Annotated in this window: 22 protein-coding genes; 15 read left to right on the forward strand and 7 right to left on the reverse strand. The window is 61.0% G+C overall.

Annotation, left to right across the window (positions count from 1 at the left end; genetic code table 11):
- Nucleotides 1-8: 8 nt before the first annotated feature.
- From gshB to C0V76_RS03485, 3 genes are all read right to left on the reverse strand, one after another.
- Nucleotides 9-944, reverse strand: a complete 936-nt coding sequence (gene gshB, locus C0V76_RS03475; RefSeq protein WP_101940937.1) for a glutathione synthase — start codon at nt 942-944, stop codon at nt 9-11.
- Nucleotides 941-2233, reverse strand: a complete 1293-nt coding sequence (gene gshA, locus C0V76_RS03480) for a glutamate--cysteine ligase (RefSeq protein ID WP_101940938.1) — start codon at nt 2231-2233, stop codon at nt 941-943. The genes gshB and gshA overlap by 4 nt, the downstream gene beginning before the upstream one ends.
- Before the next feature lie 85 nt (nt 2234-2318).
- On the reverse strand, nt 2319-3296 hold the full coding sequence (locus C0V76_RS03485; protein WP_158239132.1) for a phospholipase A: 978 nt from the start codon (nt 3294-3296) through the stop codon (nt 2319-2321).
- A 155-nt stretch (nt 3297-3451) separates the two neighbouring features.
- Here C0V76_RS03485 and C0V76_RS03490 point away from each other — a divergent pair, with 155 nt between their 5' ends.
- From C0V76_RS03490 to C0V76_RS03520, 7 genes are all read left to right on the forward strand, one after another.
- On the forward strand, nt 3452-4051 hold the full coding sequence (locus C0V76_RS03490) for a riboflavin synthase (RefSeq protein ID WP_101940940.1): 600 nt from the start codon (nt 3452-3454) through the stop codon (nt 4049-4051).
- A complete protein-coding gene (ribBA, locus tag C0V76_RS03495; protein WP_101940941.1) occupies nt 4048-5151 on the forward strand; it encodes a bifunctional 3,4-dihydroxy-2-butanone-4-phosphate synthase/GTP cyclohydrolase II in 1104 nt (367 codons plus the stop codon). The genes C0V76_RS03490 and ribBA overlap by 4 nt, the downstream gene beginning before the upstream one ends.
- A 9-nt stretch (nt 5152-5160) precedes the next feature.
- Complete coding sequence (gene ribH / locus C0V76_RS03500) at nt 5161-5634, forward strand: 6,7-dimethyl-8-ribityllumazine synthase (protein WP_101940942.1); 474 nt, start codon at nt 5161-5163, stop codon at nt 5632-5634.
- Entirely contained in the window at nt 5631-6116 is a 486-nt protein-coding gene (gene nusB / locus C0V76_RS03505) for a transcription antitermination factor NusB (protein WP_101940943.1), read from the forward strand. Before ribH ends, nusB begins: the two co-directional genes overlap by 4 nt.
- A gap of 55 nt (nt 6117-6171) precedes the next feature.
- Nucleotides 6172-7134 (forward strand): thiamine-phosphate kinase, encoded by a 963-nt coding sequence (gene thiL, locus C0V76_RS03510; RefSeq protein ID WP_101940944.1) that lies wholly within the window; start codon nt 6172-6174, stop codon nt 7132-7134.
- A gap of 47 nt (nt 7135-7181) precedes the next feature.
- The gene (locus C0V76_RS03515) at nt 7182-7673 is read left to right on the forward strand and encodes a phosphatidylglycerophosphatase A (RefSeq protein WP_101940945.1); all 492 of its coding nucleotides are present in this window, start codon (nt 7182-7184) and stop codon (nt 7671-7673) included.
- An 84-nt stretch (nt 7674-7757) separates the two neighbouring features.
- Complete coding sequence (locus C0V76_RS03520) at nt 7758-8255, forward strand: CinA family protein (RefSeq protein WP_101940946.1); 498 nt, start codon at nt 7758-7760, stop codon at nt 8253-8255.
- Here C0V76_RS03520 and C0V76_RS03525 read toward each other — a convergent pair.
- From C0V76_RS03525 to C0V76_RS03535, 3 genes are all read right to left on the reverse strand, one after another.
- Nucleotides 8238-8984 carry an NYN domain-containing protein gene (locus C0V76_RS03525; RefSeq protein ID WP_101940947.1) on the reverse strand — a complete coding sequence of 249 codons (747 nt, stop codon included), beginning with the start codon at nt 8982-8984 and terminating at the stop codon, nt 8238-8240. The genes C0V76_RS03520 and C0V76_RS03525 overlap by 18 nt on opposite strands.
- A gap of 88 nt (nt 8985-9072) precedes the next feature.
- The gene (locus C0V76_RS03530) at nt 9073-12147 is read right to left on the reverse strand and encodes an efflux RND transporter permease subunit (protein WP_101940948.1); all 3075 of its coding nucleotides are present in this window, start codon (nt 12145-12147) and stop codon (nt 9073-9075) included.
- Entirely contained in the window at nt 12144-13493 is a 1350-nt protein-coding gene (locus C0V76_RS03535; RefSeq protein WP_101940949.1) for an efflux RND transporter periplasmic adaptor subunit, read from the reverse strand. Before C0V76_RS03535 ends, C0V76_RS03530 begins: the two co-directional genes overlap by 4 nt.
- 268 nt (nt 13494-13761) lie before the next feature.
- On the opposite strand from C0V76_RS03535, the gene recA reads away from it, so the two are divergent.
- The 7 genes from recA (at nt 13762) to hprK (ending at nt 19382) form a co-directional block, all read left to right on the forward strand.
- Nucleotides 13762-14781 carry a recombinase RecA gene (gene recA / locus C0V76_RS03540; RefSeq protein ID WP_101940950.1) on the forward strand — a complete coding sequence of 340 codons (1020 nt, stop codon included), beginning with the start codon at nt 13762-13764 and terminating at the stop codon, nt 14779-14781.
- Between the two features lie 5 nt (nt 14782-14786).
- Complete coding sequence (gene recX / locus C0V76_RS03545; RefSeq protein ID WP_101940951.1) at nt 14787-15251, forward strand: recombination regulator RecX; 465 nt, start codon at nt 14787-14789, stop codon at nt 15249-15251.
- Nucleotides 15232-15954 (forward strand): LPS export ABC transporter ATP-binding protein, encoded by a 723-nt coding sequence (gene lptB, locus C0V76_RS03550; protein ID WP_101940952.1) that lies wholly within the window; start codon nt 15232-15234, stop codon nt 15952-15954. The genes recX and lptB overlap by 20 nt, the downstream gene beginning before the upstream one ends.
- 34 nt (nt 15955-15988) lie before the next feature.
- Nucleotides 15989-17497, forward strand: coding sequence for an RNA polymerase factor sigma-54 (locus tag C0V76_RS03555; RefSeq protein ID WP_101940953.1), 1509 nt, complete (start codon nt 15989-15991; stop codon nt 17495-17497).
- Between the two features lie 18 nt (nt 17498-17515).
- On the forward strand, nt 17516-17845 hold the full coding sequence (gene hpf / locus C0V76_RS03560; protein WP_101940954.1) for a ribosome hibernation-promoting factor, HPF/YfiA family: 330 nt from the start codon (nt 17516-17518) through the stop codon (nt 17843-17845).
- Between the two features lie 135 nt (nt 17846-17980).
- Complete coding sequence (locus C0V76_RS03565; protein ID WP_101940955.1) at nt 17981-18466, forward strand: PTS sugar transporter subunit IIA; 486 nt, start codon at nt 17981-17983, stop codon at nt 18464-18466.
- Nucleotides 18435-19382, forward strand: a complete 948-nt coding sequence (gene hprK, locus C0V76_RS03570) for an HPr(Ser) kinase/phosphatase (RefSeq protein ID WP_101940956.1) — start codon at nt 18435-18437, stop codon at nt 19380-19382. The genes C0V76_RS03565 and hprK overlap by 32 nt, the downstream gene beginning before the upstream one ends.
- 61 nt (nt 19383-19443) lie before the next feature.
- Here hprK and C0V76_RS03575 read toward each other — a convergent pair whose 3' ends face one another.
- The gene (locus tag C0V76_RS03575; protein ID WP_101940957.1) at nt 19444-20703 is read right to left on the reverse strand and encodes a putative Na+/H+ antiporter; all 1260 of its coding nucleotides are present in this window, start codon (nt 20701-20703) and stop codon (nt 19444-19446) included.
- A gap of 132 nt (nt 20704-20835) precedes the next feature.
- Between C0V76_RS03575 and C0V76_RS03580 the strand changes: the two genes are divergently transcribed.
- Complete coding sequence (locus C0V76_RS03580; RefSeq protein ID WP_216821636.1) at nt 20836-21837, forward strand: hypothetical protein; 1002 nt, start codon at nt 20836-20838, stop codon at nt 21835-21837.
- The last annotated feature ends 16 nt before the right edge of the window (nt 21838-21853 follow it).

The raw sequence follows: 21853 nt of genomic DNA on the forward strand, positions 1-21853 counted from the left end.
GCTGCTTCTTACAGACTTTCCAGGGTGGTGATGACTTGGGTGGCGACAGCGTGGCCCGTCTGATGTTCGATCTCCACCATGCAGGTCGGGCTGGTGACATTGATCTCGGTGAGATGGCCACCGATCATATCCAGTCCGACGATCAGCAGGCCGCGTTGCCACAATACCGGGGCGAGGCTTTCGGCGATTTCGCGTTCGCGTGGCGTGAGTGGCATGGCCACACCCTTGCCACCGGCGGCAAGGTTGCCGCGGGTTTCGCCGGCCATCGGGATGCGCGCCAGGCTGTAAGGCTGGACTTGTCCGCCAATCAGCAGTACGCGCTTGTCACCCTCGCTGATCTGCGGAAGGTAGCGCTGCGCCATGATCGTACGGTGGCCCAGATCGGTGAGGGTTTCGAGAATGGCGTTGCGGTTCGGATCTTCGCGGCGCACCCGGAAGATACCGCTGCCGCCCATGCCGTCCAGCGGCTTGAGGATGACATCGCCCAATTCATCAATGAAGGCTTGCAGATCTGCCGTATCCCGTGCGATCAGCGTGGTGGGCGTGAATTGCGGGAACTCGGCGATCGAGAGTTTTTCCGAGTGATCGCGGATCGCACGTGGATCGTTGAAGATTCGCGCACCTTGGGCGGCGGCACGTTCGAGGATCCAGGTGGCGGCGACGTACTCGGCATCGAAGGGCGGATCCTGGCGCATCAGGATGGCATCGAAGTCCGTCAGGGGTGTTAGCGCTGAGGGAGCTGCTTGATACCAGGCATGGTCGTCCGCACTGAGTTGCAGGGCGACGGTGTGAGCACTCACATGGCCATCGCGGACCAGCAGGGCTTCGCGCCGGATGGCGAAGATCTGGTGGCCGCGAGCCTGTGCCGCTCGCATCATGGCGACGCTGGAATCCTTGTAGGGTTTGAGCTTGTCGAGCGGGTCGACGATGAAGGCGATTTTCATGCGTGGACCAACTCCGTCGGGGCGGTTTGCTCCAGCTCCAGCGAGGCTGCCAGCAAGGCTAAGCGGGCGACTACGCCGTAGGCATAGAAACGGTTCGGTGCGGCATCCGGGGCCTGTTTGCAATCGGGGATATTGCAGCAGGTTTCGAAGGCTAGTGGCTCGAAATGCATGCCGGGCGCATTGAGGTTTTCGTCGCGGCCGCGATCCGCATGGACACGATAAAAGCCGCCCACCACGTAGTGGTCCATCATGTAGACGACCGGCTCGGCGACGCCGCCGTTGACCGTTTCGAGAGTGTGTACGCCTTCCTGGATGATGACTTCGGAGACCTGCTGGCCTTCCTTGATCACGCTCATCTTGTTGCGCTGACGGCGGTTTAGGCCGATGACTTCGCTGGCGTCACGCACCGTCATCACGCCCATGCCGTAGGTGCCGGCATCCGCTTTGACGACTACGAAAGGCGTTTCGGTGATGCCGTACTCAGCATATTTCTGGCGGATCATCGTGAGCAGGGAGTCGACTTGGGTGGCCAGGCAGTCCTCGCCGGTGCGCTCATGAAAGTTGATCGAGCCGCAGCGGCCGAAATAGGGATTCACCAGCCAGGGGTCGATGTCCAGCAGGCGGCCGAAGCGCGCGGCGACCTGATCGTAGGCCGAAAAGTGGATGGACTTGCGGCGTGTGGCCCAGCCGGCGTGGATGGGGGGTAGCAGCCACTGTTCGTCCAGCCCGTGCAGGATGGCCGGCGCACCAGCGGAGAGATCGTTGTTGAGCAGGATTGCGCAGGGATCGAAGTCCTTCAGGCCGAGGCGGTTGCCATTGCGTACCAGCGGCTCGAGTAATAGCGTGCTGCCGTCGGGCAGCTCGAGGGGCGTGGGTGTAGTGATTTCGGGCAGCAGGCTGCCGATGCGTACCTCCAGCCCGGTAAGGCTGAGGATGCTGGCAATGCGTGCTACGTTCTGCAGATAGAACAGGTTGCGGGTGTGGTTCTCGGGAATTAGCAGCAGGCGGCTGGCCTGCGGACAGAGGCGTTCAACTGCTGCGCTGGCAGCCTGCACACAGAGAGGCAGGAAGTCGGCCCCCAGATTGTTGAAGCCACCCGGGAACAGATTCATGTCGACCGGAGCGAGCTTGAAGCCGCTATTGCGCAGGTCCACCGAGCCATAGAAGGGTGGCGTGTGCTCCATCCATTCACTGCGGAACCATTGTTCGATGCGGGTCGCGTTGCCCAGCAGCGCGCGTTCGAGGTCTTGCAGCGGCCCGGAGAGGGCGGTAGTCAGGTGCGGCACCATGGCGCGATCTTTCTTTGGAGGAGCGGAGTCCTGTTTCAGATGGGGGCACCGGAGCTGAATGCAAGCCCGGCGTGTTCGCTGCAGCTTACCAGTCGACCAGTTCGATGCCGGCGCCGATGGATTCCTGTTTGTGGTTGTAGCTGATCAGGCTCTTGCCATAGCCGCTGAAGCCCTGAAAGTAGAGGCGCAGATGGTTGGAGCCGGGAATCGGGATGCCGTAGGATAGCTCGTAGCCACCGCGGTTGTGCTCGAACTCGAGGTTGTTACGCAACATGAAGGACAGGCGATGGCGGTTTTGAAAGCGCCATGTGCCGTTCAGATCGAAGTTGCCGAGATAGTGATTGATGTCCGGGTTGTCGTCGCTTGCGGCGCTTTCCGGAATGCGCCACCAGGGGCGCAGCACCAGCGCGAAGTTTTCGCTGTCGGCCACGAAACTGGAGGTGATCCGGTTCCAGCTGCGTGACCATTCGGCCGTCTGGCCGTTGGATTGGTGGTTAAAGCCTACTGTGGCTGCGCGCAGGGTCAGGCCGGTGCCGGGGAGGTAAATCGATACTGGAAACTGCAACCAGGTTTCCGGTTCATGGTTGGTTTCGCGGAAGGGGCGCGACCAGTTCTCGTTGTAGACCTGCCAGAACGAGCGATTGGTGTAGGCCACCATCCACTTCATGCTGCCCAGGTCGCCAGGGATGATCGGAAACTTGAGGCTGATCTGGAATTCAGCTTCGGTCTTGTTGGCCGAGCCTTGCCCATTGTTAGCGTTCTGGAAAGGTGGGCTGGACGGGGTGTGGCTGCTCTGCACCACTCCGAGCATGTAGTTCGGCTTGTGCGGAGCAATCGCGTAACCGTCGGCATAGGTCAGCTGTTCTGCCTTGGCTCTTTCCACGACAAAGGACTCGGCCGGGCGTTGCTGGCACTCGCTGCGGATCTGGCCAACGGTTGTGTCAGGGCTGGCTTCGACGAATTTTTCGATCATGCACAGCTTTACGCGTTCTGAATCCGTCGTTTCTGCTTGTGCCAGTGCGGCGGGCAGAGCCAATGCGCAGAACAGGAGGGCTTGTTTCATGATGAGTCTCGAGGCTTGGTTGGTGTGGATCATTGCTTGCCGGCAGGCCGCCGTGCAAGTGCCCGCTCGGTGCTGCCGTGCAGCTTTGCAGGCGGCGCGACGGGGAATGACGTAAAATTGCAACTCGCGAATCAAATCAAGGGATTGTCCCCCACATGTTTTCCGGAATTGTTGCAGCAGTTGGCCGCATCCAGTTATGCGAGCCTCTGCAGGATGGCGTACGCATCAGCGTGGACGTCGGTGCCTGGGACGTGTCGGATGTCGCCATTGGCGACTCGGTCGCGCATAACGGGGTGTGTCTGACCGTCATTGAAAAGGCGGGCAGTGTGCTGCGCTACGACGTGTCGCGTGAGTCGCTCAACTGCACCGTGGGCCTGGACCAGGCGGGTGGCGAGCTGAATCTCGAAAAAGCTCTGTGCTTGAATGACCGCCTTGGCGGCCACATGGTGACGGGTCACGTTGATGGCGTCGGCGAGGTCGTGAAGTTCGCGCCGCTGGCTGAAAGTCATGAGCTGGTGATTCGCGCCCCGGCCGCGATTGCCGGCTATATTGCGCGCAAGGGTTCGGTCACGGTGGATGGCGTCAGCCTCACCGTCAACCGGGTTGAAGGCCGCGAATTCTCGATCAACCTGATTCCGCACACGGTTGAAGTCACTACCCTCAAGCGCCTCAAGGCGGGCAGCCAGGTCAATCTCGAGATTGACCTGATCGCCCGATACGTGGAGCGCATGCTCGAATGGAAGGCCCAGTCATGAGCAGCGTCCAGCTCTCCCCGATTCGCGACATTATCGAAGACATCCGTGTCGGCAAGATGGTGATTCTCATTGATGACGAAGATCGCGAAAACGAAGGCGACATCGTCATTGCCGCCCAGCATGTCACGCCCGAGGCGATCAACTTCATGGCGAAGTTCGCGCGCGGTCTGATCTGCCTCACGCTCACCGAAGAGCGCTGCCGCCAGCTGGGCCTGAACCCGATGGCGCGCGACAACCGTAGCCAGTTCACCACGGCCTTCACTGTTTCCATCGAAGCGGCTGAAGGGGTAACTACCGGCATCTCGGCAGCGGATCGTGCCCGCACGGTGCAGGCCGCCGTGGCGCGTAACGCGCGCCCGGCCGACATCGTGCAACCGGGCCACATTTTCCCGATCCAGGCCAAGCCGGGCGGCGTGCTGGTGCGTGCTGGCCATACCGAAGCGGGTTGCGATCTGGCTGATCTGGCCGGGCTGGAGCCGGCGTCGGTGATCTGCGAGATCATGAATGAAGACGGCAGCATGGCCCGCTTGCCGGACCTGATTCCCTTTGCTCAGCAGCACGGCCTCAAGATTGGCGCGATTCGTGATCTGATCCACTATCGCGCGGCCGTCGAGAAGCTGGTTGAGCGCGTGGCTGACAAAGCAGTGGCGACCGCGCATGGCGAGTTCCGCCTGGCTGCTTTTACCGATGGTGCTTCGGGCGATCTGCACCTGGCGCTTTACAAGGGTGAGATCAAGCCGGAGGTCGAGACCCTGGTGCGGGTTCATGAGCCGATCTCGGTGCTCGACTTCCTCGACCCGGCCGGTAGCCGTCACAGCTTCCCGGTCGATGACTCGCTGGCTCGTATTGCTGCCCACGGTCATGGTGTGCTGGTGATGTTGCGCCGCGCAGAGTCCACCGAAGAAATGCTCGTTGCACTGGGCGTGAAGGGCGAGGAAAAGAAGCCTGCCGCCAAGTGGGATCCGCGCCTGTTCGGCATCGGTGCGCAGATCCTGCGCGATCTCGGTGTCGGCAAAATGCGTGTGATGGCGCAGGCCCGCCGCATCCCGAACATGACTGGCTTCGGGCTCGAAGTCACCTCTTACGAAGAACCTCGCTGAAGGCATTCCATGTCCAGTTTTGACAACATCCCCATAATTTCTCCCGATCTGGATGGCAAGGGTTTGCGCATCGGCATCGTGATCGGACGCTTTAACGCCAACATCGGTGAAGGCCTGCTGCAGTCCTGCCTGACCGAGCTGCTGGCTCGGGGCGTGGCCGCCAGTGACATCCTGGTCTGCAAGCTGCCGGGTGCGCTGGAAATGCCGCTGACCCTCAAGACCCTGGCCGAAACCGGCAAATACGATGCGCTGATCGCACTCGGCGCCGTGATTCGCGGCGATACCTACCACTTCGAAGTGGTTTCCAATGAAATGGCAGCGGGTATCACCCGCGTCCAGCTCGATTGCAATATTCCGGTGGCCAATGGCGTGCTGACCACCAATACCGATGAACAGGCTGAAGTGCGCATGGATGTGAAGGGGCGTGAATGCGCCGAATGCGCCATTGAAATGGCCAAGCTGTTGAGGACAATCCGCGCATGAGCGATGACAAAGTACTGATTCCGCAAGAAGCCCCGAAGAAGACTCCGCGTCGCCTGGCGCGCGAAGTCGCGATGCAGGGCCTCTACGAGTGGCGCATGAGTGGCAACTCCCTGCCGGTGATCGAAGATCACCTTGAGCAGGAAAATGAAGCCTGGACGCGCGCTGACCGGCCCTTGGCACTGGTGCTGCTGCGCGGCGCAGCCGAAAACGCCGATGCGCTAGAAGCCAGCGTGGCTGCTTTCGTGGATCGTCCCCTGGGCGAAATCTCGCCGATCGAGCGCGCCATCCTGCTGTTGGGCGCTTACGAGCTGACTCATCGCATCGAAACGCCGTATCGCGTGGTGATCAACGAGGCCATCGAGCTTGCAAAGTCTTTCGGCGGCACGGATGGTCACCGCTACATCAATGGCGTGCTCGACAAGTTCGCGCCGACTGTGCGCGCGGCAGAAGTTGAGCACTCGGCCAAGCAGAGGAAAAAATAAGGAGCAGTGAGTCGGGAGTCGGCAAGCCGGCCCCACTCCCCACTCCCCACTCCCCATGGCAGGCGAATTCGAGCTGATCAAGCGCCACTTCCACTACCCCGTGAGTCACTCTGTGCTCGGGGTTGGGGATGACGCCGCGCTGATGCAGCCGCGTCCCGGTATGCAACTGGCCGTGTCGACCGACATGCTGGTGGCCGGGCGCCATTTCTTTGCCGATGCCGATCCCTTTCTGTTGGGCTGGAAGACTGCGGCCGTGAATATCTCGGACATGGCCGCGATGGGCGCCGAGCCGCGTTGGATCACCCTGGCACTGGCCTTGCCAGAAGCTGACGAGGCTTGGGTCGGGGCGATGGCGCGGGGCTTTCGCGACTGCTGCGAAGCCTATTGCGTTGACTGGGTGGGGGGCGACACCACGCGTGGGCCGCTGAACCTCTGCGCCACCATTTTCGGCGAAGTTTCGCCGGATACCGCCGTGCGCCGAACGGGGGCGGATCATGGTGACGATCTGTGGGTGTCCGGCTGGCCCGGCATGGCTGCGCTCGGCTTGGCTCATCTGAAGGATCGCCTGGAGCTGGTGAGCGACTGGCGCGAGGCTTGTCTCGAACGCCTGCACCGCCCCTTGCCGCGGGTCGCGCTGGGTCTGGCCCTGCGAGGTGTGGCGAGCGCCATGCTGGATGTGTCGGATGGCCTGTGCGGGGACCTCAGTCATATTCTCGAGGCCTCCGAAGTGGGCGCCATCCTGGACGAAACCCTCCTGCCACTGGAACCCTTGCTGGCCGCCTGCAAACGTACCGAGGCGGCTACCAAAGCACTGCTTTCCGGAGGCGATGATTACGAGCTGCTGTTTGCCGCCCCACGTGAGCAGCGCGGGCACGTGGAAGCCATCGGCCGCCACCTCGAACTACCCTTGCACCGCATCGGCCGCATTCTCGACAAACCCGGTCTGTGGCTGCAACGGGGTGACGGCGTGGCCGAGGCCTTGCAGGCTGGTGGCTTCGATCACTTCCAGACAGACTGACGGCCTGGAGGCCTGCCCCTCCGGCGCTGATTGTCCTCAAGGCTGCCATGCAACCGACCTTCAAGCTCCTGCTCTCCCATCCCGCCCATTTCATTTCGCTCGGCTTTGGCTCCGGCCTTGCGCCGAAAGCGCCAGGTACTTTCGGCAGCTTTGCGGCTTGGGGCGTCTACGCTCTGCTGAGCTGGCGGGTGCCGGCGGCGTGGCACTTCGAGGGCATGGCCGTGATGCTGATCCTTGCCAGCTTCATGCTGGGCGCGGTATGCATCGAGCGCACCGGCAAGGCGCTGGGCGAGGTGGATCATGGCGCCATCGTGTGGGATGAGTTTGTTGCCGTGTGGCTGGTGCTGGCCCTGATTCCGCAGGGCTTTGGCTGGCAACTGGCGGGCGTGGTGGTGTTCCGTTTCTTCGACATTCTCAAGCCCTGGCCGATCTACATCGCGGATCGCCGCTTCAAGAACGGTCTGGGCGTCATGTTCGATGATCTGCTTGCGGCGCTCTATACCTTGCTCTGTCTGTGGCTGGTGCTGCGTTTCTGGTAGACGCGAACATGCCCCCGCAGACTGAGCGCGGCTGCAATATGCCAGGCGTAAGATGCCGTTACATCGCCGTAATCGGAGTGTCCCATGTCGCCTGAAGTCATCTCCCTCGCCGCGCAGGTCGGCATCGCCCTGCAGGCCCAACGCTGGCAACTGGCGACGGCCGAGTCCTGCACTGGCGGACTGGTCTGCGCTGCGGTGACCGAAATAGCCGGCTCAAGCGGCTGGTTCGATCGCGGTTTCGTGACCTACTCGAACGAGGCCAAGGTCGAGATGCTGGGTGTGTCGCCGCTGACGCTGCATGCTCACGGAGCGGTGAGCGAGGAAACGGTGCGCGAGATGCTGGCCGGCGCGCTGGCGAAGTCCGTTGCGCATGTCCTGCTGGCGATTTCAGGCATCGCTGGCCCGGCCGGTGGCACGGCCGAGAAGCCGGTTGGAACGGTGTGCTTCGGCTGGCAGCGGCGTGGCTACCCGGCCCAATGCCTCACGTTGCTGCTGCCTGGCGATCGGGTCGCAGTGCGCGAGGCGGCCGTACTAAGGGCGCTGCAAGGGGTTCTAGATCTGGGCTTACCCGCCGGAGGCTGACTTGGCGCGGCGCTTGTCGCGCACACAAACGCCCTTGCCTTCGCGCTGCTCGAGCTCGAAGAGGTCGACCGCTTTGAACAGATCCACCAGTTTCTTGTAGCCGTAGTTGCGCGCGTCGAAGGAGGCCTGATTGGCGATGTGGCCGCCCACACGGCCGAGCTGGGACCAGCCATCATCGCCTTCGGCAGCTTGTACTGCGTTGCGCAGCAGGGTCACCAGCTTGGCGTCGCCCTTGAGCTCGTTGGCATTCCATTTCCTGACGCTGACGATGTTGCCGCTGGCCGCTTCCGGCTGCTCTTCCTCGCGATCGAGGTAGAGAAACTTGGAGCAGGCATTCACGAAGGGCAGCGGGGTCTTGCGTTCGCCGAAGCCGACCACGGTTTTGCCGTCGGCCTGCAGGCGGGTCGCCAGCGGGGTGAAGTCCGAGTCTGACGAAACCAGCGCGAAGACGTCCACGTGGCGTGCGTAGAGCGCGTCCATGGCGTCGATCACCAGTGCGATATCGGTTGCGTTCTTGCCCTTGGTGAGATCGAACTGCTGGATCGGCTGGATGGCGTATTCATGCAGCAGCTTTTCCCAGGAGTTCAGACGCTCGCCCTTCCAGTTGCCGTAGGCGCGGCGGATGCTGACGGTGCCGAAGCCGGCGAGCTCGTTGAGGATGACGTCCACATGGCTGGCCGGCGCATTGTCGGCATCAATAAACAGCGCTACGAAGCGATCTGCGTGCATGGGAGCCTCGCGAGGAGATGGGCAGGAGCGCCCATCTTACGCGGCATGGGGCGGGGGCTGGCAAACTGCCTGGTGCCCGCCCGTATTGTCAGTGCGCCTTCTTTTCAATCAGCCCCAGCTTGTGCTGCAGCCAGTCGAAGGAGAGGTAGAGCGCTGGCGTGATGTAGAGCGTGATTAGCTGCGAGAAGATCAGACCACCCACGATCGCGACCCCCATCGGCTGGCGCAGTTCGGCACCGGCACCGAGGCCCAGGGCGATTGGCAGCGCGCCCATGATGGCTGCCAGGGTGGTCATCATGATCGGGCGGAAACGCAGGCGGCTGGCCGCGCGGATGGCGTCGTGCGGTGAGAGGTGCTCCTTACGCTGCGCCTCCAGCGCAAAGTCGATCATCATGATGGCGTTCTTTTTCACGATGCCGATCAGCAGCAGGATGCCTACCATGGCGATGAAGGAGAGCTCTAGCCCGGCGAGCTGCAGCGAGAGCAGTGCGCCCACGGCCGCCGAGGGAATGCCCGCAAGGATGGTGATCGGGTGGATCCAGCTTTCGTACAGCACGCCCAGCACTACGTAGATCACGGCGATGGCGATCAGGATCAGCCATAGCTGGCTGCCCTGGGATTCCTGATAGACCGCTGCATCACCTGCGAAGGCGCCGAAGACGTTGGCCGGCATGGCCAGGTCTTCCTTGATCTTCTTCACTTCGTCGATCGCCTGCGAGAGCGTGACACCCGGGGCGAGGTTGAAGGACAGAGTGACTGCGCCAATCTGCCCCTGGTGGTTCACCGAGTTGTTGACGGCTGCGCGTTCGATGCGCGCAAAGGCGGTGACCGGCACCAGCTGGCCGCCCTTGGCGCGCACGCGCAGGAAGTCCAGCCCGCTCTCGTCATCGCGGTACTCGTCGGCCCACTGCAGCAGCACCGGGAAGTTGTCCTGCGGCGCGTAGATCGAGGTCACCTGGCGTTCGCCGAAGGAGGCGTTGAGCACATTGCGCAGGCTCTGCATGTCCACCCCGAGGGCGAGGGCCTGATCGCGGTCGATCACCAGTTTGGCCTGCACGGCACGCCGCTCGGAGTTGGTAGCGATATCTTTCAGCAGAGGCGATTCGCGCAGTCGGCGCTGCATGCGTTCGGCCTGATTGGCGGCCAGGTCGTAGTCCACCGATTGCAGGGTGTACTGGAAGCGCGAGGCCGAGCTCACCCCACCGATGCGAAGGTTCTGGATCGCGGAGAAGGAGATTTGTCCGCCGGGAATGCCGGCCGCATCCTTGCGCAGGCTTTCCAGCACTTCCTTCATAGGCGGACGCTCACCCTTGGGTTTGAGGGTGATGAAGATAAAACCACGGGTGCCGCTGCCGTTCATGTTGGAGACCACATCCAGCACGTAGGGATTGCGGCGGATGCGCGCGTCGTACTGCAATGTCATGTCGCGCACGGCTTGCCAGGACATGTCCTGGGCAGGAGTGACTGGCGCGCGCACCTGGCTGATGTCTTCATCCGGGAAGAAGCCCTTGGGCATGATCAGGTACAGCCACACGGTGCCGACGCAGGTGGCCAGCGCCAGCAGCAGCATCAGCCAGCGGCGCTTGAGCGTCCAGGCCAAGCTGTGGCCGTAGGCGTTGAGGACCGCCTCGAAGCCGCGCTCGAAGGCCCGGCTCCAGGCGGGGGCGTGCGTTGCTTCTTCCGGGTGGTGATGGATGAAGCGCGCCGCCAGCATCGGAATCACGGTCAGGGCGGCGAGCGCTGAGACGGCGATGGACAGCGTCACGACCACCGCGAACTCGTGGAACATCAGGCCCACGGTGCCCGGCATGAAGAAGATCGGAATGAACACGGCGACCAGCGAGATCGAGATCGAGATCACCGTGAAGCTCACTTCGCGCACGCCGCGCACGGCGGCCGGGAAGGGCTTCACTCCGTTTTCGATGTGGCGCACGATGTTTTCCAGCACCACGATGGCGTCATCGACGACCAGACCGATGGCGATGGTGAGGCCCATCAGCGAGATGTTGTTGAGGCTGAAGCCGGCCCACAGCATCAGGCCGAAGGTGCCCAGAAGCGAGGAGGGTAGGGAAACCGAGGGAATCAGGGTGGCCGAGATGCGGCGCAGGAACATCAGGATCACCAACATCACCAGCCCGATCGTGAGCAGCATGGTGAGGCTCACGTCGTGAATGGATTCGCGGATCGAGGTCGAACGATCATTGAGGATGCTGATATCCACCGAGGCCGGCAGTTGCGCTTGCAGCTTGGGGATGGCGGCGCGTACCGCATCCACCACGGCCACGGTGTTGGCGCTCGGTTGGCGTAGGACCTGCAGGTTGATGCCGCGCTTGCCATTGACCCAGCTGGCGCTCTTGATGTTCTCCACGCTGTCGACCACTTCAGCCACATCGGCGAGGCGTACCGGCTGGCCGTTCTTCACGGCAACGATCATGCGGCCGAAGTCGGTGGCGTTCATGAGCTGGTCGTTGGCGGTGATCACCAGCGTCTGGCGCGCACCTTCGAGTGAGCCCATCGGCGTGTTGGAGTTGGCGGCGGCCAGAGCGGTGGATAGCTCACCGATGGAGAGGTCGCGTGCGGCGAGCTTAGCCGGATCGACCGTCACGCGCACGGCATAGCGCTTCTGGCCGTTGATGCTGACCTGGGCCACCCCGTCCAGCGTGGCAAGGGTCGGCGAGATCAGGTTGTCGGCGTAGTCATTGAGCTGGTCCAGCGATAGCGAGGGTGAGTCCAGGGTGATGAAGAGGATGGGATCGTCCGCCGGATTGACCTTGCGGTAGCTTGGCGGCGTGGTCATGTCCTTGGGCAGCAGGCGGTTGGCGCGCATGATCGCTGCCTGAACATCCACCGAGGCGGCATCGATATCGCGCGAGGGGATGAATTCCAGCGTCAGGTTGGTGCTCCCCAGGGTGCTGGAGGAGGTCATCATCTTGAGGCCGGAGATCGTCGAAAACTGGCGCTCCAGTACCGTGGCCACTGAGTTGGCCATGGTTTCCGGATTGGCTCCGGGCAGGCTGGCGCTGACCTGGATGATCGGCTGGTTGAAGGAGGGCAGGGCTGCGATCGGCAGCTTGAACCAGGCGGCGATACCGCCAATCATCACGGCCAGCCACAGCAGGGTCGTGGCGACCGGACGATGGATGCTCTGCTCGGTGAACTTCATTGCGCAGCCGCCTTGAGTGCCTGACGCTCGCGCCAGCGGGCAAGGATCTCGCGCTTCTGCTCGTCGCTGGCGGCAGCCCAGCGGTCCGGGTCGCGTGGCGTGAACCCGGGGGGTATTTCAACGCCTCCGGCCGTATTGGCGGCTGCTGTGGGCTGGGCTGCGGCCTTGTCGTCCGAGGCTTTCTCGGCGCGCTTACCTTTGCCTTCCTTGTCACCCTTCGTTTCCGTGATCTTCACACCGGGGCGCAGATTTTGGGTGCCTTCCAAGACAACCTTCACGCCCGCCGGAATGCCGGATACGACGGCGCGCTGATCCGCGATGCGCAGCAGTTCGATGTTCTTCGGCTGCACGGTCTGATCGTCCTGCACCACGTACACGAAGCGCCCGTTGGGACCGTTCACCACCGCTTGCGCCGGCAGCACAACGGCATTGTCGAGCTTGCCGGCTTCGAGTTTTACCGACAAGTATTGGCCCGGCCATACCAGTCGATTCTTGTTCTCCAAGCGCCCCTTGATCAGCAAGGTGCCTGAAGCGCGATCTACCGAACTGTCAACGAAGCTTACTTCGCCCTTCAGCACGGCCTGCGCATTGGTGCGCGCGCTGAGCTTGACCGGGCCCTTACGCAGCGCGACGAGCAAGGGGCCGATGTCACGTTCGCTGATCGAGAAGCTCACCCCGATCGGATCCATGCGAGTCAGGCGCACCAGTGCAGTGGCGGTGGAGTTGGACGTCACGAGGCTGCCGGGGCGTACATTGATCACGCCGGCACGACCATCAAAAGGGGCCACGATGCGGGTATAGGTACGACCGACCCGAGCCTGCTCCAGACTGGCGCGTGCCTGACCCAGATTGGCAAGGGCGGTATCGGTTTTGTTGCGTGCCGTGTCCAGTGCCGAGGGTGAGATGAACTGTTTTTCAGACATTTCCTGAGCGCGCTTCAGATCACGCTCGGCAATTGCCGCCTGTGCTTCGGCACTGGCCACACCGGCCTCGGCCTTGCCGACGTTGGCATCGTCGTCGCGTGAGTCCATCGAGAACATCAACTGGCCGCGGCGTACCTCCTGGCCTTCCGTGAAATGAATGGCGGTGATCATGCCGTTTTTCTGCGGACGCAGATCCACTTCGTCCAGCGGTACGACGCTGCCTTGCGTCTCGATCACGATAGGCACGTCCTCCACCCGGCTGATGGTGGTTGATACGCTTTGCGGCCTGCCCTGAGCCGATGCGGCGGGCGCAGATACCCCGCTGACGGGAGCCGAGCTTTCTGCCGCTGGTGCAGCCTCCTTGTTCTGACAGGCACTGAGCAGGCAACACGCGGTGAGCAGGGCAAGCGACTTACGAAGCATGGTGGGGTTCCGGGGCTGGGGGCGGTGTATTCATGAGCTGCGGACGCGAATCATCACCTAAGCGGTTAGGGGCGCCAAGTGCCTTAACTTGTTCTCACAAAGCAAGTTTTCGAGCTGTGACTTGTGTCGCAGAAATGATGGTGTATATTTGTACAGTAGTTGGCGCAGTCGGCTCCCGGGCGGAGTCGAGTTGGCATGCGGGGCGGACTTCGGTTTCGTACAGCAAGCTCTGTGCCATAATCCTTCAGACCACTCAGTGAGGACTTTCATGGACGACAACAAGGCCAAGGCACTTGCCGCCGCACTCTCCCAGATCGAGAAGCAGTTCGGCAAGGGTTCCATCATGCGCATGGGTGACGGCAAACTGGAAGAAAACATCCAGGCCGTTTCCACGGGCTCCCTCGGGCTGGACATTGCGCTGGGCATCGGCGGCCTGCCGCGTGGCCGGGTGGTGGAAATCTATGGTCCGGAATCTTCCGGCAAGACCACGCTGACCCTGCAGGTCATTGCCGAAATGCAGAAAATTGGCGGTACGGCCGCCTTCATCGATGCAGAGCATGCCCTGGATGTGCAATACGCAGCAAAGCTCGGCGTCAAGGTTGAGGATCTGCTGATTTCGCAGCCTGACACCGGTGAGCAAGCCCTTGAAATTGCCGACATGCTGGTGCGTTCAGGCGGTATCGATATCGTGGTTATCGACTCGGTCGCCGCGCTCACGCCGAAGGCCGAAATCGAAGGTGAAATGGGCGATCAGTTGCCCGGTCTGCAGGCGCGCCTGATGAGTCAGGCTCTGCGTAAGCTGACGGCCAACATCAAGCGCACCAATACGCTGGTCATCTTCATCAATCAGATCCGCATGAAGATCGGTGTGATGTTCGGCAACCCGGAAACCACCACCGGTGGTAACGCACTCAAGTTCTACGCCTCGGTCCGTCTGGATATTCGCCGCACCGGCACGATCAAGCGTGGCGACGAAGTCGTCGGCTCCGAAACCAAGGTCAAGGTCGTCAAGAACAAAGTTGCGCCTCCCTTCAAGGAAGCCCACTTCGACATTCTTTATGGCGAAGGCATTTCACGTGAAGGCGAAGTGATCGACATGGGCGTCGATCACAAAATCGTCGACAAGAGCGGTGCCTGGTACGCCTACAACGGTGAGAAGGTCGGCCAGGGCAAGGACAATGCACGTGAATTCCTGCGTGCCAATCCGGCGCTGGCACTCGAGATCGAAAACAAGGTGCGTGCCAGTGTGGGGGTTGCCGTGATGCCTACTGTGGCTGAAGCGGAGTAAGCTGTTTGAAGAAGCCCGCCGCTTCGCTCAGCTCGACAGCCTTGCGCCTGCTCGCCACGCGCGAACATTCGAGGCTGGAGCTGCGGCGCAAGCTGGCGGCAAGAGCCGGCGCCGACGATGATGTCGAAGCCGTGCTGGATCGCATGGCAGAGACAGGTCTGCAGTCTGACGAGCGCTTTGCCGAGAGTTTCGTGAGATCGCGCGCCAGCCGCTTTGGTGCCGCGCGCATCCGTCGTGAGCTGGATGACCGGGGTGTGGATCGCGAGACGGCAGCTGGCGCCATGGGCGAGGCTTTGCAGGAAGATGAACTGATGCGCGCGCACAGCGTGTGGCAGAAAAAATTCGGGGTGTTGCCGCAGGATCACAGGGAGTGGGCGCGTCAGGCGCGCTTCCTGCAGACCAGAGGGTTTGCGGTCGACATCATCAGGAAACTCTTGAAAGAAACACTGGATGAGTCTGCTCAGGGTTAGCAATCTGCAGAAACGCTACAAGGCACGCACCGTAGTGCACGACGTGTCCTTCGAGGTTGGCAGTGGCGAAGTGGTGGGCTTGCTGGGGCCGAACGGCGCAGGCAAGACCACCTGTTTCTACATGATCGTCGGCCTCGTACGTGCCGATGGCGGCAAGATCCATCTCGATGGAACCGAGCTCACCCATTGGCCGATCCACAAACGGGCGCACCAAGGGCTCTCCTATCTGCCGCAGGAAAACTCGGTGTTCCGCAAACTTACGGTCTCCGAGAACATCATGGCGGTGCTGGAGTTGCAAAAGCTCTCCAGCGCAGACATGGAAAAACGTCTGGATGAGCTGCTGGATGAACTCAACATCGGCCATTTGCGCGAAGCGACCGCTATGTCCTTGTCCGGCGGTGAGCGCCGCCGCGTCGAAATCGCGCGTGCGCTGGCCACCCGTCCGCGTCTGATCCTGCTGGATGAGCCTTTTGCCGGCGTTGATCCGATTGCAGTGATTGATATCCAGAAAATCATCAGTTACCTCAAGGCGCGCGGTATCGGCGTGCTGATTACCGACCATAATGTGCGCGAAACCCTCGGTATTTGCGATCACGCCTACATCATCAATGCGGGTGAGGTACTGGCTGGCGGCAAACCGGCAGAAATCGTGCAGAATGAACAGGTACGGCAGATTTACCTTGGCGAACACTTCCGCCTCTAGGCTTGGCCGCTCCGCACCTCCCCGTCTGTAAAGAATGAAACCCTCGCTTCAGCTCCGCCTTTCCCAGCAACTTGCACTCACCCCGCAGTTGCAGCAATCCATCAAGCTGCTTCAGCTGTCCACGCTCGAACTCAATCAGGAGATCGAACGCATCCTGCTCGAAAACCCGATGCTGGAGCGTGAAGGCGGCGACGAGGAAAGTGATGGACCCGTCCCTGTCGAGGCGGGCGAAGCCAGTGTGGCAACGGCGGGTGAGGAATACCGCATCGAATCCTCTGCTTCATCCTCCGGCGATGAGGATTTCGAGTCGCCGAGCGTGACGGACATGCCGGACAACATCGGAGAGGCTTACGACAGCGTTTCGGATGATGATATCGGCGAAGCTGCCGAATGGCGCACGGAAGGCGCCTCGCGGAATGGCGGTGGGGACGACGATGATTCCGACTTTCAGGAATTCCAGGCCGCCGCTACTTCCTTGCGGGATCACCTGCTGGGGCAGGTCGCCCTGATGCCGCTGGTTGATCGTGATCGTGCGCTGGTGCAGCTGATCATCGAAGCGCTGGACGACGACGGTTTGTTGCTGCAGGACCTCGAGGAACTTCTGCCGCTGATTCCGGCCGAATGGGAAGTAGAACTCGATGAGTTGAACATTGCCTTGCATCAGGTCCAGAACCTTGACCCCGCTGGCATCGGCGCTCGCAACTTGCAGGAGTGTTTGCTCCTGCAGATTCGCGCTTTGCCGGAAAGTGCCACGCGCGAGCACGCCATGCTGATCGCGGACGGCAATCTGGAATTGCTGGCTGCGCGCGATTTCGCGCGCCTCAAGCGGCGCCTGGGCTGCAATGATGATGCCTTGCGCGCAGCTCAGGAACTCATTTGTCATTTGAATCCGCGTCCGGGGGCTCAATTTGCACCGATGGAAACGCGCTACGTGATTCCGGACGTGGTGGTGCGCAAGCAACGTAGCGGCTGGACGGTAAGCCTCAATCCAGAGGCCATGCCGAGGCTCAGGATCCATCGGGTCTACGCCGATATACTTCAACAGAACAGGGGCGTAAGTAGTTCCTTGTCGGGACAGCTGCAGGAAGCCAAGTGGCTGATCAAGAATGTGCAGCAGCGATTCGACACCATCCTGCGTGTTTCGCAGGCCATCGTCGAACGTCAGCGCCAGTTCTTTGATCATGGTGAAGTGGCCATGCGTCCGCTGACCCTGAGGGAGATCGCCGAAGAGCTGGAGCTGCATGAGTCAACGGTGTCGCGGGTGACCACCCAGAAGTACATGGCCAGTCCCCGCGGTGTGTTCGAACTGAAATACTTTTTTGGCAGTCATGTTTCCACCGATACCGGTGGTGCATGTTCAGCAACGGCGATACGCGCGCTGATTCGCCAGCTGGTCGCGGCCGAAGACGGGAAAAAACCCCTGTCGGATGCCAGGATTGCCGAATTGTTGGGCCAGCAGGGTATCGTGGTGGCACGCCGGACGATTGCGAAATACCGGGAGTCGCTGAATATTCCGCCGGTCAGTCAGCGCAAGTCGATCTAACAGGAGAGGAGTAGTTTTATGAATCTCAACATCACCGGCCATCATCTGGAAGTCACTCCCGCTTTGCGCGAATATGTGGTTTCCAAGCTCGATCGGGTGATTCGCCATTTCGATCATGTTACGGCGACCCATGTGACCCTCTCGGTACAGAAACTCAAGCAGAAAGCAGAGGTGACTGTTCACGTGCGCGGCAAGGATATCCACGTGGAAAGTGAAGACGACGACCTGTATGCCGCCATTGATGCGCTGGCAGACAAGCTGGATCGTCAGGTTCTCAAGCACAAGGAAAAGATCAGCGATCACAACCGTGAATCGATGAAACGGCAAGGCGCCGAGAGCGCCAGCTGAAGCGCTGGACGCAGCCGGTCTGGACAGGCAGAATTGTCCGGCCGGCGATGGTTGAGGCCTTCTGCCTCAACCGCTCTGAAACCCAGAAAGCGGCGAGCTCCGGTCCGGAGACTCGCCGCTGTGCTGTAAAGACTCATGAACCTGATTTCGCAGATCCTTGACCCCGTGCGCATCCGTGTCGATGTAGCGGCCTCCGCGCGTGACGGCTTGTTCGCCGCCATTGGCGAGCTGTGCGAGCGCGACAGTGGCCTCGCGGCCCGCAAGCTGGTGGATGCACTGAACCAGCGCGAAAAACTTGGTTCGACAGGGCTTGGGATGGGAATTGCGATTCCGCATCAGCGCATCAAAGGTCTCAAAGAGCCGCTGGGCGCTTTCCTGCGCACAGCTAGCCCGATCCCTTTTGATGCGCCGGATGGATTGCCGGTCAGTCTGTTCTTCGTGATGCTGGCGCCGGAGCAGGCCAATGAGACCCACCTGCGTCTGCTCGCCGAACTCGCCCAGATGTTCAGTGACAAGGGGTTTCGTGACACCCTGCTGAGCGCACCAGATTCCGCCGCCATTGCGGCAGCCTTCCAGAACTGGAGCCTCCATGCGGCGAGCGAGCGTAGCTCAGCTGTTTGAAGTCAATCGCGCAGCCTTGCAGCTGCGCCATGTGGCCGGGCGTTTGGATTCCTTCCTGTCGGTGTCTGACAATCGGGTGTGGCCCGCTGATCTGGTTGGCCACCTCAACATGATTCACCCGAATCGTTTGCAGATCCTCGGTGAGGCTGAGTTCGCCTGGGCGCGCCGGCAGAGCCGGGATAAGCTCGATCTGCACATGATGGATCTTTTTGCCGCCACCCCGCCCGGCATGATCGTGGCAGATGACTGTGAAGTGCCCGAGCTCTTCCGCCGCGCCTGTGATGAGGCTGGGGTGCCAGTAATGGCTTCGCCGCTGGAGTCCGCCCGGATAATCGATGTACTGCGCGCCTATCTCTCGCGCAAGCTGGCCGAGCGGGTTTCACTGCATGGGGTGTTCATGGATGTGCTGGGGGTCGGGGTGCTGATCACCGGCGACTCGGGGGCCGGCAAGTCTGAACTGGCGCTGGAACTGATTTCGCGTGGCCACGGTCTGGTGGCTGATGATGTAGTCGAAATCTCGCGCGTAGCCGCTGGAGTGCTGGAAGGCCGTTGTCCGGACATGCTCAAGGATTTCCTCGAAGTACGTGGCCTGGGCATTCTCAATATCCGCACCATCTTTGGCGAAACGGCCTGCCGACGCAAGATGAAGCTCAAGCTCATCGCCCACTTGCAGCGCCGTACCGGGGCCCAGAACGAGCCCCTGCGCCTGGCGCTGGATGATGAAGACACGCAGGATGTTCTGGGGGTGCCGGTGCGCCGGGTTGTGCTGCCAGTGGCTGCGGGCCGCAACCTTTCTGTGCTGCTGGAAGCGGCCGTGCGCAACACCATCCTACAGTTGCGTGGGATCGATTCCACTCAGGAGTTCGTGCAGCGACAGCGGGATGTGCTGGATCAGGATGATCCTTACGATCGTTGATTCCGCGTTGGCACATGTAAAAAAGCCCGCACATCAGCGGGCTTTTTTACGTGTGCTGCGCTCAAAGCAGGAATAGCGCCGCCATGGCGACCAGCGTGGGAGGCAATGCGGCCAGTAGAAGTGGCAGCGTGCCGATCGATTCGTCGGCAAAGTGGCCGCGCAGCAACGAAACGCCGGCCGGGTTCGGTGCATTGGCAATCACGGTCAAGCCGCCGCCAGCGACCGCCCCGGCAACCAGGGCGTATTTGAAGCCATCGCTGAGGCCTTCAACGAGTGAGCCCAGATAGGTCAGTGCTGCGTTGTCGGTAATCGCTGTCAGCGCGGTGGCGCCGAAAAATACCGCCTGTTCGCTCATGCTCATCAGGAGTGGGCTCAGCCACCATTCCTGCAAGCCTCCGAGCACCACCAGACCACCGAGGAAAAAAGCCACCAGCAAGGCTTCGGTCACCATCAATGGGCTCTGGTAGCGCTTGTAGGCATGCGTGAAGCCGATGAACGCCATTAACAGGCCGATGCAAACGATAGGGTAGTGGGCAAAGAAAACCGTGGCGGCCAAGAATGTTATATGAATAAGATTGACCGCTAACGGGGTCGTCGCTCCGCCGGCCATTTCGCGTTCAGGCAGGTTCATCAGCTCCTTACGGAACAGCCAGCAGACTGTAGCGGTATTGATCAGCACCGCAACGGCGGCCTTCCAGCCGAACATGCTAAGCATGAAGCCGGTGTCCCAGCCCCAAGCGCCCGCCACCATCAGCACAGGGGGGGCCGCGTAGGAGGTGAGCAGGCCACCGACAGAAATATTCACAAAGAGCACACCGATGGTGGCGTACTTGAAGCGCTCGCTCATTTCGCGCGCATAGAAGTTGTCGCGTAGCATCAAGGCGGCGACGGTCATTGCGGCGGGTTCGGTGATGAAAGAGCCTGCCAGCGGCAGCAGCCCCAGGCAGAGAATGTAGAGGGCCGTGTCGCGGGGAAGTGGCAAGCGTCTGGCCAGACTTCTGACTAGATGTGCTGCCATCTCCATGATCGGTCGGCTGGCTGCGATGACCATGATGACGAACACGAACAGGGGCTCGATGAAGCTGCGTGAAGAAACGTAAGTGGTAGCAGCGGTCTTGCCATCAAGGAAGAGCATCAGTACGAACAGCACCATCGCCCAGAAGCCGAAGACGACCTCGACTTCGCCCAGGAGGTGAAACAGCCCTCCGTGTTTGGGGTGCTGGTGAGCCAAGCGTTCAAACAGGCGAGTGGAGAATGTGTGAATCAGGGCCAGCGCAAAAAGGATCGCGGCGAGCAATTCGATGTTGGTTGGATGGAGCATGAGTGCGCTGAGTGAATAACAGAAGTGTTTGAAATATCGGGGCTTACTGGTTCGACTTGCATACTTCGGCGTGGTTCCCGTACTGACTTTTGCGATGGAGACCGTCCCTGCAGGCATATTGCAGCATTCGGAGTGTACGCTCAGAATCACTTCATTACTTCTGCCTTGAATGCCATGCGCAACCCTCGCCTCTGCTTCTTTCAAGTCCGTCTTGCGGCCCTCCTTCTGTTCTCTGCGGGTGCGCTGTCGGAAGCACAGGCGCAGCAAGTCATCGGCACGAACGTAAAGAGGAATGCTGATGCAGTGCTGACGCTGATGACCTTCACCATCACGCCGGACGTCACCACCAGCTCCCTGTCACTGAGCAGTGGCTCGACGGGTAATCCGAATTTGCAGATGTCCCAGTTGGGGGGCGGCTTCACGCTGAGCAAAGACGTGCCTGTTTATATGGAGGGGAACGCGGCCTACTCGCGCTTTGATCCGAAATTCCTTGTCAGCAACGGTACGGAAGAGCGAGAAGTTCCGACGAAATGGAATACCGCTTCGGTGACTGTAGGCCTTGGCTGGGACTTTAAGCTGATGCCGGAGCTCTCCCTGCGACCCATCTTCAATTACACCCAGGGCTATGTCAGTAGCGATGCTTCGCTTGCGGCGAGTTTCATCAATTACAGGACCGGCTCGGATATCGATTTTCTGAAAGGCGGCAAGATGAGCGCCTATGGCAATGGCGGTTCGCTGATGCTGGATTGGGAGAAATTCACGCCTGAGTACGACACGGATCTGGAGATTCGTTATACGAACGTCACTCTGCGCACCAAGAGCGATCTGGATGCGTCCATGAATGGCAGTGCCACCGCAGAAAGCCTGAATGTATGGAGCCGACTGCGGGTGCCGACCGGTTGGGTCGCGTTCGAACGGCCGGTTCGTTATGTTTATGAAGGCACCTACTCCGAATTTTTCGGTGATCAGGCCTATGCCTTGGGTTTCAAGCGTTTGTTCTCGCTCGGATTTGGTCTGGAATTGGATACCAGCGCGACCTGGTTGCCGCTGACTCAGCGCGCCCGCCTGGTGGCGCGTCATGTGTTTGGTGAAGGGGTGTCCGGCTGGTCTCTGGGTATGGCGATCAGCTTCTGATGCTTTGACCGCGCCC

Source organism: Uliginosibacterium sp. TH139, from assembly GCF_002855595.1.
Lineage (GTDB): Bacteria > Pseudomonadota > Gammaproteobacteria > Burkholderiales > Rhodocyclaceae > Uliginosibacterium > Uliginosibacterium aquaticum.

Bases quoted from the DNA above. Each gene is read 5' to 3' on its own strand.
- gshB (WP_101940937.1), bottom strand. From the start codon at position 944: ATGAAAATCGCCTTCATCGTCGACCCGCTCGACAAGCTCAAACCCTAC.
- gshA (WP_101940938.1), bottom strand. From the start codon at position 2,233: ATGGTGCCGCACCTGACTACCGCCCTCTCCGGGCCGCTGCAAGACCTC.
- C0V76_RS03485 (WP_158239132.1), bottom strand. From the start codon at position 3,296: ATGAAACAAGCCCTCCTGTTCTGCGCATTGGCTCTGCCCGCCGCACTG.
- C0V76_RS03490 (WP_101940940.1), top strand. From the start codon at position 3,452: ATGTTTTCCGGAATTGTTGCAGCAGTTGGCCGCATCCAGTTATGCGAG.
- ribBA (WP_101940941.1), top strand. From the start codon at position 4,048: ATGAGCAGCGTCCAGCTCTCCCCGATTCGCGACATTATCGAAGACATC.
- ribH (WP_101940942.1), top strand. From the start codon at position 5,161: ATGTCCAGTTTTGACAACATCCCCATAATTTCTCCCGATCTGGATGGC.
- nusB (WP_101940943.1), top strand. From the start codon at position 5,631: ATGAGCGATGACAAAGTACTGATTCCGCAAGAAGCCCCGAAGAAGACT.
- thiL (WP_101940944.1), top strand. From the start codon at position 6,172: ATGGCAGGCGAATTCGAGCTGATCAAGCGCCACTTCCACTACCCCGTG.
- C0V76_RS03515 (WP_101940945.1), top strand. From the start codon at position 7,182: ATGCAACCGACCTTCAAGCTCCTGCTCTCCCATCCCGCCCATTTCATT.
- C0V76_RS03520 (WP_101940946.1), top strand. From the start codon at position 7,758: ATGTCGCCTGAAGTCATCTCCCTCGCCGCGCAGGTCGGCATCGCCCTG.
- C0V76_RS03525 (WP_101940947.1), bottom strand. From the start codon at position 8,984: ATGCACGCAGATCGCTTCGTAGCGCTGTTTATTGATGCCGACAATGCG.
- C0V76_RS03530 (WP_101940948.1), bottom strand. From the start codon at position 12,147: ATGAAGTTCACCGAGCAGAGCATCCATCGTCCGGTCGCCACGACCCTG.
- C0V76_RS03535 (WP_101940949.1), bottom strand. From the start codon at position 13,493: ATGCTTCGTAAGTCGCTTGCCCTGCTCACCGCGTGTTGCCTGCTCAGT.
- recA (WP_101940950.1), top strand. From the start codon at position 13,762: ATGGACGACAACAAGGCCAAGGCACTTGCCGCCGCACTCTCCCAGATC.
- lptB (WP_101940952.1), top strand. From the start codon at position 15,232: ATGAGTCTGCTCAGGGTTAGCAATCTGCAGAAACGCTACAAGGCACGC.
- C0V76_RS03555 (WP_101940953.1), top strand. From the start codon at position 15,989: ATGAAACCCTCGCTTCAGCTCCGCCTTTCCCAGCAACTTGCACTCACC.
- hpf (WP_101940954.1), top strand. From the start codon at position 17,516: ATGAATCTCAACATCACCGGCCATCATCTGGAAGTCACTCCCGCTTTG.
- C0V76_RS03565 (WP_101940955.1), top strand. From the start codon at position 17,981: ATGAACCTGATTTCGCAGATCCTTGACCCCGTGCGCATCCGTGTCGAT.
- hprK (WP_101940956.1), top strand. From the start codon at position 18,435: ATGCGGCGAGCGAGCGTAGCTCAGCTGTTTGAAGTCAATCGCGCAGCC.
- C0V76_RS03575 (WP_101940957.1), bottom strand. From the start codon at position 20,703: ATGCTCCATCCAACCAACATCGAATTGCTCGCCGCGATCCTTTTTGCG.